The organism is Tamlana sp. I1, from assembly GCF_015355625.1.
Classification (GTDB): Bacteria; Bacteroidota; Bacteroidia; order Flavobacteriales; family Flavobacteriaceae; genus Pseudotamlana.
On sequence record NZ_JACLAF010000002.1, the window covers coordinates 87,397 to 100,511 of the forward strand.

General features: G+C 36.5%; 8 protein-coding genes. 5 read left to right on the forward strand and 3 right to left on the reverse strand.

Translation table 11 applies throughout. The annotated features are described in order from the left end of the window. Positions 1-44: 44 nt before the first annotated feature. From H6X70_RS01815 to H6X70_RS01835, 5 genes are read left to right on the forward strand one after another with little or no spacing between them, the layout of a single operon-like run. Positions 45-1,493, forward strand: a complete 1,449-nt coding sequence (locus tag H6X70_RS01815) for a glycoside hydrolase family 28 protein (RefSeq protein ID WP_194765974.1) — start codon at positions 45-47, stop codon at positions 1,491-1,493. Between the two features lie 5 nt (positions 1,494-1,498). Further along, positions 1,499-2,518: a DUF4861 family protein gene (locus tag H6X70_RS01820; RefSeq protein ID WP_194765975.1), complete on the forward strand. Its 1,020-nt coding sequence runs from the start codon at positions 1,499-1,501 to the stop codon at positions 2,516-2,518. Between the two features lie 7 nt (positions 2,519-2,525). Further along, positions 2,526-3,773, forward strand: a complete 1,248-nt coding sequence (locus H6X70_RS01825; protein ID WP_194765976.1) for a glycoside hydrolase family 105 protein — start codon at positions 2,526-2,528, stop codon at positions 3,771-3,773. 9 nt (positions 3,774-3,782) lie between these two features. Further along, a complete protein-coding gene (locus H6X70_RS01830; protein ID WP_194765977.1) occupies positions 3,783-5,411 on the forward strand; it encodes a glycoside hydrolase 43 family protein in 1,629 nt (542 codons plus the stop codon). Positions 5,412-5,423: 12 nt separating this feature from the next. Continuing rightward, positions 5,424-6,374 carry an alpha/beta hydrolase gene (locus H6X70_RS01835; protein ID WP_194765978.1) on the forward strand — a complete coding sequence of 317 codons (951 nt, stop codon included), beginning with the start codon at positions 5,424-5,426 and terminating at the stop codon, positions 6,372-6,374. 225 nt (positions 6,375-6,599) lie between these two features. Here H6X70_RS01835 and pelA read toward each other — a convergent pair whose 3' ends face one another. The 3 genes from pelA to H6X70_RS01850 form a co-directional block, all read right to left on the reverse strand. Further along, positions 6,600-7,895: a pectate lyase gene (gene pelA / locus H6X70_RS01840; protein ID WP_194765979.1), complete on the reverse strand. Its 1,296-nt coding sequence runs from the start codon at positions 7,893-7,895 to the stop codon at positions 6,600-6,602. Between the two features lie 276 nt (positions 7,896-8,171). Further along, a complete protein-coding gene (locus H6X70_RS01845; RefSeq protein WP_194765980.1) occupies positions 8,172-9,806 on the reverse strand; it encodes a RagB/SusD family nutrient uptake outer membrane protein in 1,635 nt (544 codons plus the stop codon). 12 nt (positions 9,807-9,818) lie between these two features. Beyond that, the gene (locus tag H6X70_RS01850; RefSeq protein WP_194765981.1) at positions 9,819-12,938 is read right to left on the reverse strand and encodes a SusC/RagA family TonB-linked outer membrane protein; all 3,120 of its coding nucleotides are present in this window, start codon (positions 12,936-12,938) and stop codon (positions 9,819-9,821) included. Between the last annotated feature and the right edge of the window lie 177 nt (positions 12,939-13,115).

The window sequence follows — 13,115 nt, forward strand, 5'->3', positions numbered from 1 at the left end:
ACTTCATTATTTTTATACAATCGATTACATTAAACTATTTCAAAATGAAAACATACACAAAAAAAGTACTTTATTCAATACTATGCCTAGCATTTTTCAGCTTCAGCATGCAATCCTGTAAGGTGGAGAAAAAAGAAAAAGTTAAAGCAGATGCTTTTATTGAAGCTGATAACATCATCAAATCCATAAAAGTTCTTGAATTTCCAGATAAAAACTTCAACATTGTTGATTATGGCGCCGTTTCAGACGGAAAAACGCTAAACACAGAAGCTATCGCTAAAGCTATAAATGCTTGTAATGAAGCTGGCGGTGGAAAAGTAATTATTCCTGCTGGCGATTTTCTAACAGGTCCTATTGAATTAAAAAGTCATGTGAATCTGCATTTAGAAGCAGGTGCTAATGTGTTATTTTCTACAAATCATAAAGATTATTTACCTATTGTTCACACGTCTTATGAAGGTGTGGAATTAATGAACTACGCCCCTCTTATTCGTGCTTACAAACAAGATAATATTGCTGTTACAGGAAAAGGGGTTTTAAACGGACAAGGAAGTAACGATAATTGGTGGCCATGGTGTGGTAAAGATGTATACGGTTATGTTGAAGGCGATGTTAAACAACACGATTCTATCAACTTACCACGATTACGTAAAATGAACGAGGAGCAAACCCCAATAGCCGAGCGTACTTTTGGTGATGGGTACCAATTGCGTCCCACATTTTTCGAGCCAATGGATTGTACAAATGTATTGCTAGAAGGTGTTACCATTACCAATGCGCCGTTTTGGGTTATCCATCCGCTACGCTGTGAATTTGTTAGAATTGACGGAGTAACGGTTTCTAGTCACGGCCCTAATAACGATGGTTGCGATCCTGAATACAGCAAAAATGTACATATTACAAACTGTACTTTTGATACGGGAGACGACTGTATTGCTATAAAAGCAGGAAGAAATAATGACGGAAGACGTGTTAATATTCCAAGTGAAAATATAGTGGTTGAAAATTGTGATATGAAAGATGGTCACGGTGGTGTAGTTTTAGGCTCTGAGATTTCAGCAGGGGTAAGAAATGTTTTCGTAAGACACTGTAAAATGGACAGTCCGAATTTAGACCGTGCCATTCGTATTAAAACAAACACATTACGCGGTGGTTTTGTTGAAAACCTATATGTACGCGATGTTCAAGTAGGACAAGTAAAGGAAGCTGCACTAAAAATAAACTTGCATTACGGTATTTATGCGAATCAAGAAGGCGAGCATATTCCAACCATTAAAAATGTGCATTTAGAAAACATGACTGTTGAAAATAGTGGTAAATATGGGGTTTTAATTCATGGACGTGAAGAAGCTATTATTGAAAATGTAACGCTTACTAACGTGCATATTAAAGGTGCAAAAACACCAATGAAAGTTGAAAACTCAGAACCAGTTGTATTTAAAAACACGACCATTAACGGCGAAGCATACGATACTAAACCAACTACCAAATAAAGACCATGAAACAATTAACCTTAATATCAATTGTCTTTTTAAGTCTATTTTCTTGTAAAGACAAACAAACAAAAACCGAAACTGAGGTAACTACCAACGTAGTAACAGAAGCTCCAAAAACCAAAAAAACCTATGCCGAAATTTCTATCGCTCAAGGCGGAACTTGGGTCGATGGTCCTAGAGGACATATGGAATATGCTAATGGAACTTCATTTAAAAATGTAGAAGCACTTCAAGTTCCTAAAGAACATACAGACCATACTTGGTACATTCGTTATGAAGGCCCAGGTTGGGAAAATGCCCAAGTAGGCTATCGCATTTATTTAGATTGGAGAAATGCCATAGACATCTTCGGAAAAAAAGTAGACACTATGGTGTTGCCAAATGTGGGTCAGGATGGATTCGATTCATATCATGAACCTTCTGCTTGGGGACAAGACATTTTAAAAGCAGGAAAATCTATGGGTATTGGTGGTTACGGCCGCATTGTAGCCGATACGATTGTACATTTTCAAAATGTTAAAGATACCCACGCTGCGATTTCTAATACCGATGAAAAATCGGCTATTACCATTTCTTATGACGATTGGAAAACGGGCGACGACAGCATCGATTTAAAATCGGTTTTAAGCATCTATCCTAACGACAGATTTACTAAAGCTGAATTAACCCCTTCAAAAGCCATTGAAGGTTTATGTACGGGAATTGTTATCGCAAAAAACATTCCAGTAACCAAAAAAGTTGGTGAAAAATGGGCGTACATCGCTACCTACGGCGCGCAAACTTTAGTTAGTCCTCCAGATCATTTAGGTATGGCATTGTTCTATAAATTAGATGAAGTTGCCGAACAAAAAGAAGGACAGCACGATCATTTAGTCATCTTTAAACCAACAACTAAAACCATCACTTATTACTTTTTAGCAGCTTGGGAACAAGAACCTAACGGCATTAAAACAGAAGCAGATTTTATAGCCGATTTAAACACAAAACTAGAAAACTTGAATTCAAACAACACAATAAACTAAACCATTCATGAAGACATCAACTAAATATATAGCCCTTTTTACTTTGGCTTTAGGGCTGTCGGCAACAGCCTGCAAGGAAGCTAAATCTGAAACAGAAACAAAGGCTGAAACCGCTGCGGTAGAAAAAGTAGTTCCAGAAAACCTAAAATGGTCGGAACGTATGATCCTATCGGAAATTGTACGTTTCCCAAAAGCGTCTCTTTTAGACTTTAGAGATAAGCCAAAATGGAGTTATACCAACGGCTTGGTTTTAGATGCCGCGGCACGTGTTTACGAGCAAACCAAAAACGAAAAAATATACAATTACATTTACGCTTACGCGGATGAAATGATAGACAGTACCGGAAACATTTTAACCTATAAATTATCAAATCAGAATTTAGATATGATAAAATCAGGCGATGTTTTACTGTATTTATATCCTAAAACAAAGGAACAACGTTTCCTTACGGCTATGGAAACTTTAAATATCCAAATGGAGTCGCAGCCAAAAACTTCAGACGGTGGGTATTGGCACAAAAAAATATACCCGTATCAAATGTGGTTAGATGGTTTATATATGGCTGAACCATTCCACACACGATACGCTAAAGAGTACATTGAAGATAAGGCGAAAAGAGAACACATTTATAACGATGTGGTACTACAATTCGATTTAATCCAAAAACACAGTCGCGATGAAAAAACAGGGTTGCTTTACCATGGTTGGGATGAAAGCAAAGACCAACGTTGGGCGAATAAAGACACTGGAAACTCACAACACTTCTGGTCTAGAGGCATGGGATGGTACGGCATGGCTATGGTTGATGTGTTAGATGATTTACCTAGCGATCACCCAGGAAGAGCCCGCATCATTAAATACTTAAACGAATACGCAGAAGCCATTACCAAAGTTCAAGATGCCTCTGGATTATGGTGGCAAGTGTTAGACCAAGGCAATCGCGAAGGCAACTATTTAGAAGCTACAGGAACCGCTATGTTTACCTACACTTTTGCAAAAGGCGCTAACAAAGGTTATTTGCCTGCGAAATATTTAGATATTGCCAACAAAGCTTACGATAGTCTTGTAAAAAACCTTGTTTCTGTTGAAGAAAACGGTGTTGTAAACCTTAACAAATGCTGTGGTGTAGCTGGTTTAGGCGGAAACCCTTACCGCGATGGCTCTTACGAATATTATATTGGTGAAATTATCCGCTCTAACGACCCTAAAGGCACTGGTCCTTTCATTATGGCGAGTTTAGAACTTAATAAATAACAAGTTATAATGAAGTTTTATTCGTTAATATTTGTATTATTTTACGTTACCTGTCTAAGCGCCCAAACAGAGAAACTTTATGTTTCGGAAGTTTGGGTTGCCGACAATGGCGATGGCACCTATACCAACCCTATTTTATATGCGGATTATTCCGATCCTGATGTGGTTCGTGTGGGCGATGATTATTATATGACCGCCTCTAGCTTCAATGCGGCTCCTGCCCTACCTATTTTACATTCAAAAGATATGGTAAACTGGCAACTCATCAATCATGCTTTGCCAGAACAGGTTCCACTTGAAAACTTCAGCATACCTCAACACGGTAATGGTGTTTGGGCACCTAGTATTCGCTATCATAACAATGAAATTTATATTTATTGGGGTGACCCAGATTACGGGATTTATATGGTAAAAACCAAAGATCCCTACGGACTTTGGGATGCTCCCGTTCTTGTGATGCCAGGCCAAGGTCTTATTGACCCTTCGCCACTTTGGGATGATAATGGCGATGCGTATTTAGTGCATGCTTACGCTGGAAGCCGAGCAGGCGTAAAAAGCTTGTTAAGTGTTAATAAAATGAATGCTGAAGGCACCAAAGTTTTAGATAAAGGCATTCATGTTTTTGATGGTCATGACCATCACGATACGGTTGAAGGGTCTAAATTTTACAAACGAAACGGCTATTATTACATTTTTGCTCCTGCTGGCGGTGTTCCAACGGGTTGGCAACTTATTTTACGTTCTAAAAACATTTACGGCCCTTATGAAGAGAAGATCGTTTTAGAACAAGGTAGCACCAAAATTAATGGGCCGCATCAAGGGGCTTGGGTGGAAACACCTCAGGGAGAATCGTGGTTTTATCATTTTCAGGATGTTGATGCTTACGGACGCATTGTGCACCTACAACCCATGACTTGGGAAAACGATTGGCCTGTAATGGGTAAAGATTTCGACGGCAATGGTATTGGCGAACCTGTACAAACTCATAAAAAACCTAATGTTGGAAAAAGCTATCCCATAGTAACCCCTTTTGAAACTGATAATTTTGAAGGTCAAGACATCGGATTACAATGGCAATGGAACGCCAATAATGATGTGGTTTGGCATGCTAAATTGCCAGGGAATGATTATCTCAGATTATTTTCTATAAAACCAAAAGAAACCATCCCAAACTTATGGTTAATGCCTAATTTGTTACTTCAAAAGTTTCCGGCACCATCATTTTCGGCTTCAACAAAAATTACTCTAGTACCTGAAGAAGCAGAAAGTGGTAAATCGGCAGGAATCATTATCATGGGTATGGATTATGCTACTTTAAGCATTGCAAACGATTCCAAAGGCTTTTACATCAAACAAACCGAAAGCATAGATGCCATTCATGGTGCTTCAGAAAAAATAATTGAAGAAAAAAGATTAAAATCGAATACCGTTTTTTTTAAAGTAGAAATCACGGCACCCAATGCGATGTGTCAATTCAGTTATTCCGAAAATGGCAAAAAATTCAAAGATATAGGCAAACCGTTTAAAGCCAAAGAAGGCAAATGGATTGGTGCCAAAGTGGGCTTATTTTCGGTAAGCACTATGGATGCTAAACGTGGTGGTTATGCCGATGTGGCTTATTTTAAAATTGGCAAATAATTTTAAGACATCATGCTCCTTCATCATAAAATTGGATATTTCATTTTAATCCTACTAGGCAGTCATTCTTTATGGGGGCAAAACAAACCTACATTTAAGCCATATACCATAGAAACCACCTATAATAAATTAAAAAAATCATACGGTTTTATTAGCCCTATTCAGCCTTTAGTTTCCGATAAAATCGAATACAAAGAAGATCTTGTTTATAAAAAGATAAATCAACGGAAATTAAAACTTGATGTTTATCGTCCTAAAGACAAATCAAAAAAAACATATCCCGCGGTATTGCTTATTCACGGTGGTGGTTGGCTTACAGGCGAAAAGAAAAACCAACGTGTTATGGCACAACATCTGGCCTTAAACGGTTATGTGGGCATTACGGCATCTTACCGTCTCGGCCTAGAAGCACCCTACCCCGCAGGTGTGATCGATTTAAAAGATGCCATTAAATGGATTAAAAAATACGCTAAAAAGTACCATATAAATCCTGATAAAATTGCGGTTTTAGGCGCTTCTTCTGGCGCACAAATGGCCACATTAATTGGGGTAACTCCAAACGCCCCTATATACACATCGAGTTCGACCATTTCAGATGCTGTACAAGCCATTATAAATATTGATGGTATAGTTTCCTTTATTCATCCTGAAGCTTCCGCTGAAGGCAAAATGGCAAGTATTTGGTTAGATGGTACACGTGAAGAAAACTGGGAAAACTGGAAAGCTGCGTCGCCGCTAGAATATGTTGATAAAAATACGCCACCAACTTTGTTTATTAATAGCGCACAGCCCCGTTTTCATGCAGGGCGCGACGATATGATTGCTCTTTTAAAAGACTATCATATTTATAATGAAACACATACCCTCCCAGATACACCACATGCGTTCTGGCTTATGCATCCTTGGTTTGAACCGACACTAGGTTTTACTGTTGACTTCTTGGGTGTTGTTTTTGGGGAGTAGTTCTATGGTGGTTGGTTTTTGGTTGTTGGATGTTGGTTGTTGGTTGTTGGTTGTTGGTTAAGAAAAATTATTTCTATTGGTAAGATCGCTACTTTTTTTATCCTTTTAACCACTTTATACCAATTCTGAATTGAAATCACCTCAATAAAAAAGGGCACTTATATAATAAATAAGCACCCCTTTTGAAAAAAAAAAAAACTAACTACTCTACAAGTTTATATACATTTAAATACCGTGTTTACTTTTCCAATTGGTATATTCTGTTCCTATAATATTTTTAGGCCATGTACCGTACCAAGCATAGCCTGTTCTACGTTCTCTTTCAATTTCGGCTAAAGTACTTTTCTTAATACCATCTCTACCACAGAAAAATGGTTCGTTGGATTCTAAGTCATAAAAACGTGCCCAAATAATATTTCCAGGAGCCGTAACTACAATCACATCATCGGCCGTTTTTTTGGTATCAATGTCGTAAAGTCTAGCATCTTCAAACCATTCGATAGCCGCTTTTACAGCTGCTTTTACTTCTGAGGAAGGACTTTCAACAAGCATTAACGTTCTAGCAATACCTACAGACTCCGAACCACTTATTGATGGTAATTCATAAGATCTCGCCGTAGCTGGAAGCAGGGTAATTTCATCGTGTTGAGCGCACCAAGCGGTTTTGGTTCCGTTTACGGTAATCTGTGTTTTTAAAATAACGTCGATACCTTTATTAAACGCATTTAAAGCTTTTTCTTTGTAGCTATCTTCAAAATTATCGGTGTCATTTTCACCTTTTGAAATATCCCACATAAAATTCATCACATTAACCATCGCATTATCATTAAAGGTAATTTGGTGTCTGTACCCGCTTTTATCTGGATAATATTGTGGCCATCCGCCATTATCATATTGCGCTTCAAAAAGGTATTTTAATCCGTTTTCGGCAGCCTCTAAATAGGCTGGATTAAATGTTAATCGGTAAGCATCCAACAAGGCTTTAATCTCGCCAACCGTATGGTCGTTATCTATAGTTGTGTCGGTATACCCCTTACCGTTTAATGCGGCTGTTTTTTCGGCATCGGTTTGTTCGCGACTATAGCCTGAAAAATCATTATGAGGCTCTTTAGGCCATCCGCCGTTATTTCTTTGCCATAACAGCATGTTTTCGGCTTGCAAAATGGTACCGTGGGTTACGCCAGAAATTTTAACTAATAAAGTTCCTGTAACACCACTTCCATCTTGTGCTGTTGCGGTAACCGTAACTTCACCATTGTCTCTTGGGGTTAAAACACCTGTAACACTAATTTCAGCCATTTTTTTATCTGAAACACTCCAATCTACATTTATATTAGTAGCGTTTTCGGGCGATACACTTGCTTTTAGTGTTGTTGTTTTGCCATCGTTAATGTCATTGCCTTGAATGCTTATTCCCGAAACCAATACTTCTCCTGGTTTGTCGTCATTATCACTATCACTACTACAAGCTGTAACAAGACATACAAGAAGCAAACTAGAAAGCTTTAAAAATTTATTCATATCTGTGCTATTAATTTATTTATCAATTCGAAACGCAACAAAATGCAATCGATTACACAATATTAATCAATTTATCTTAAATAGAAAAACAGAATCCGTTAATTTAATCGAATAAAGTGTTAAAACAGGAGTTCAATGTTAATTTCGAATCCCCCTTTATTTAAAGTCAAGAAGAATTATAAATCATTACCAACTAAAAACAAAAAGAGGTTTCTAAAAACGGAAGAAACCTCTTTTTTAACTAAATTAAATATGTAAACTAACTACTACTACTAATTATTCGTAAGCGGGGTTTTGTTTAAAATCTTTATTTTGATTTAAATCAAGAGCCTTCTGTGGTATTGGTCTTAAAATTTTAAGTTCTCCGTTAGCACCATTAAAATTGCTTGCATCTATTAAATAATGATACATAGAAGCTCTTTCTACTAATTTACCTGTACGTTTTAAATCGAACCAACGGTGATATTCTCCTAATAATTCTCTACCACGTTCGTCTAATATATAATCGATATCAAACTCGGCTAAGGTAGCAGGAGTTACACCAGCTCTATTTCTAACCACATTAAGTCTAGCTAGACCCGTTGAAGGATTTGTATTTAAATAAGCTTCGGCAGCAATTAAATATGTTTCGGCCAAACGAGACACAATAAAGTCTCTTCTGCTTACTCTACCATCATCGCCATTAGCTCCAAAAGGAGATCCAGGATCATCGAATTTTTTAACTGGAATTGTTGCATAATCAGTACTAACTACCTGTGCTGAATGTGTACCCCAATCATGGTATTCGAAATTTGGATCTAAGTTAGCTGTAGTAAGATAATTTGTTTTATCTGCTGCAGTAAACCATTGTGGCTCATAAAAATCTGTTACTGCTAAACCGCTATGATCATCTTCATCAAAATAATCATAATATCTTTTAAAAATTTCTGTCATAAATGTCCCTTCCCATCTTTCATCATCTTGAGTAAACAAGCCTAAAGCATAATCGGTTGGACATAAATTATACGTTCTATATGGCGCATTTCCTGCAACTTCAGAACCACCTAAATACGGCCCAAAATAATTAGCTTGTCTGTTTCCTAAATTTAATGGGTCTGCACTTACTGATGATGGATCGAACTGTACTGAAAAAATCACCTCTTCATTCATTTCGTTTCCTGGGAACCATAAATCAGTAAATGATAAATTTAAACCTTGTCCGCCAATAACTTCATCGGCTAACTGAGCAGCCATAGCAAAATCTCCAGCATCACCAAAAGACTCATAAGCACGTGTTAAGTACACCTTAGCTTTTAAGTTTTTTACAGCTCTTTGGTTTACTTTTCCATTATAAGCTCCTGTTGCAACAGCGCCTTCTGCTGCTTGTAAATCTGCAAGGATTTGCGTATATACTTCCTCTGCTGTATTTCTAGAAAAAGATAAAACTGGACTTGTAACAAACTCATTTGCAAGACTAACTCCACCATAAGTTTGTACTAAAAGAAAATATGCATTTGCTCTTAAAAAATGTAACTCCCCTACTTGTTTAGGTAAGTCTGAAGTTGATTCGGTAAGTTGTGCATAATGCAATCCCATGTTTGCTGATTGAATTGCTTTATAGCAAGTTTCGTACAAATGATCAACACCTTGAGATGATGAATTTAATTGCGTGTACTGACTTAATCCTGGAGGTTCTTGATCTCTTGCCTCGGCGTACATATCTGTTCCTGCACAAAATAACCAAGCATCGTCACCATAAATATCTCTTAAATTAGCATAATTGGCATTAACAAGTGCTTGAAAACCATCAGCTGTTACATAAAAACTTTCAGCTGTTACATTAGAAAGGTTATCTTCCTCTATATATTCACTACAAGCCGTAAAACTAAACGTTGTAATAAGTATTCCTAAAATTACTTTTATATTATTCATTTTCATCCTTTTTTAAAATTTTAAACTTAACCCTAATTGGTAGGTTACCGAACCTACACGTGCTACATTAAAACCTGCTGCCGCCCACTCTGGATCGTATCCTTCATAATCTGTAAATACAAAAGGATTTAAAACATTTCCGTACACTCTTAACGATTTAATTTTAAGCTTATCAACTATGCGATCACTTAAAGTGTATCCTAATGTTATGTTCTTAATTTTTACAAAAGAAGCGTCTTTATAATATCCTACGCCATCATTTCTCCAATAAGTACCACCATTACGAGGTTGTGGATACGAGTTTGATGCCATTGGTGTAATACCCGAGGTGTTTTCTGGAATGTACCAATCTGCAACATCTAATTTTGGTCTACCTCTATCTCTCATGTCTGTGAAATTTTGGTGAAATCCACTATACACAAGCACGCCTTGATTCGTAATTGCAGAAACTGTGAAATCTATATTCCCAACAGTTAATCTTGAAGTTAAACTTCCTGACCAATCTGGATCAGAGTTTCCTAATATAATTCTATCATCATTAGCATTAATAACGCCATCGTTATTTATATCTTTCACTTTAGCTTGTCCTGGTGTTTGGTTATAAGATGCAGCTTCGGTAGCTTCATCTGCTTGCCAGATACCATCAAACTGATAATTATAGTGTGAATTTAATGACTCACCAATAAAAAGGTTGTTTCCTACATCGTCTACTTGATCTTGATCGTAAATACTTACTAATTTGTTTGTGTTTTTAGTAAAAGTGAATGTCGTTTCCCAACTTACATTATTAGTTTGAATGTTTCTTGTTGTTAATAAAACCTCAACACCTTTATTACTTACAGATCCAACGTTTGCAATTGTTGTTGGCCATCCAGACTCCAATGGTAAGGCTTGTGGGAATAATAAATCGTCCGATAATCTATCGTATACATCTACACTACCTACAATTCTGTTTTTCAAGAATCCAAAATCTAAACCAACATTAAATTCTCTTGTTTTTTCCCAAGTAACATCTGAATTTGCTAAATCGCTAGGCATCCATCCGTTAGCTGTAGTGCCATTATAATCGTAATACGTCTGTCTATCTAAAGCATTTAAAGTTGAGTAAGAATCAATATTATTGTTTCCTGTATAACCGTAACTTGCTCTTAATTTTAAGTTTGAAAAGAAATTAGAATCTGCCATAAAAGACTCTTCACTCATTCTCCATGCTAAAGCAGCAGAAGGGAAACTAGCCCATTTATTACCTTCAGCAAAAACTGAAGAACCATCCCATCTGTTAGATAAGGTTACTAAGTAACGTCCTTTATACCCATAATTTAAACGTAAAGCATAAGAATTTAAGGTACGCTTAGAAAAACCTGAACCTAAATTATAAGAAGATTGTAACCCTGAGCCTACATTATGATAACCAGTATCGAAAGGCATTCTTTGTGAACTCATAAAAGATGTTTCATATCTATCAGAGTAAAAACTTTGAAGCGCTAAGAAATTAAAAGTATGATCGCCATCTTCAAGATCAAAATCAATATTCATTTGGTTATCCCAAGTATAGTTGAAGTTTGAATCTTGAATTAATTCGGCTGATGGTAAATTACCATTTTTAGAACCAGTTTCGGTTAAAGCACCCCATGATTTACCACGTCTGTAATCTTCTAAACCTGCAGAATAGGTAGTTTTGAATGAAAGCCATTCTAGCGGACTATATTGAAAAAACACATTTCCAACCGTTTGCCATCTTCTAATCTCATCAGACGAATTAACAATTTCTAATAACGGGTTAATAGAACTTGTTTTATTAATAGCCCAGCTTCCGTCAGGGTATAATAATTTACCAGGTTGTAACACCATTTCGCCTTCAATTTCATTTCCATTAGCATCGATAGCCCAAGGTGATTGAAATGGGTTCATTCTAAATGCTTCTTGCATGGCAATATCACTACCCAATTGCTCTTCAGTCAAAGTAACCGTAATATTAGCTCCTGTTGAAAACTTTTCATTAATCTTATGGTTTACAGCTGCTTTAAAAGAATACTTATCTAATTCTTCATTTGCAATATTTCCGGTTTCTTTTTGATACCCTAAACCAATATTATAATTTAATCCGTTATCAGCTCTACCAGCTACAGATAAGTAGGTGTTGTTTTGCACACCACTTTTAAGTACTGCACCTGCCCAATCGTAATCGTTACCTGCTTCAACTCTGCTTTTAAGAACAGGATTACTAGCACCAATGTAACTGTTTTCTAATTCCGCTGGTGAGGTATTCATTGAATCACCACCATTTGTGGTTGCCATATAAGCCGATTGGTGATAGTACCACCATCTATCCGAACTCATTAACTTAGGCATTCTTGCTACATTTTTTATCCCTGAATAAGTATCTAAAGACACTGTTACACCAGATTTTGCAGTTGTTCCATTTTTAGTTGTAACAATAACAACCCCGTTTGAACCTCTAGAACCATAAATAGCTGCCGAGGAAGCATCCTTTAAAATATCCATTCTCGCGATATCTTGAGGATTTAAAAAATCAATATTGTCGGTAGGTACTCCATCAACAACAAAAAGTGGTTTTGAATCTAATAACAGTGAGTTATTTCCTCTAATCACAATATCGAAACCATCTCCAGCACGACCTGTATTAGAAGTAACTTGCACCCCTGCTACTGTACCTTGTAACCCCTCTAAAGGGTTGGTTGCGTTTCTTTCATTAATAATTTCAGAATCTACCGTAGCTACAGTACCTGTTAAATCTGTTTTCTTAACAGTACCATATCCTACGATTACAACCTCTTTTAATGCTTGGGCATCAGATTCCATAACGATACTAATCGTGGTTTTTCCTGATGCTGAAATATCTTGAGTTTTATACCCCACATAAGAAAACTCTATAACAGAAGCGCTAGACGATACTGTTAATGAATAATTTCCATCAAAATCTGTTGAAGTTCCATTTTTAGTGCCTTTTTCAATCACATTTACACCTGGCAAAGGCATGTTTGTCTCGGAATCTGTAATAACTCCTGTAATTGTAGTTCCTTGCTGTGCATTCAAGGTGTTTAATAAAAAAAACACCAGTAATGCTCCAAAATGCTTAAAGCATTTCTGAAGTAAAGATTTACTCTTCATAGTTTAATAATTGTTTAGTTAAAGTTTAGTTTTCTGACTACAACTTATTGTAATCGATTACGAAACAAAGGAATATTTTTCAGATAAACAAATAAAAATGAGAAATTTGTAAAAATTATGTTAAAAAAATTACTAATATATCATGAATAAAGTCCGATTTTCCACTATTTGACAAAG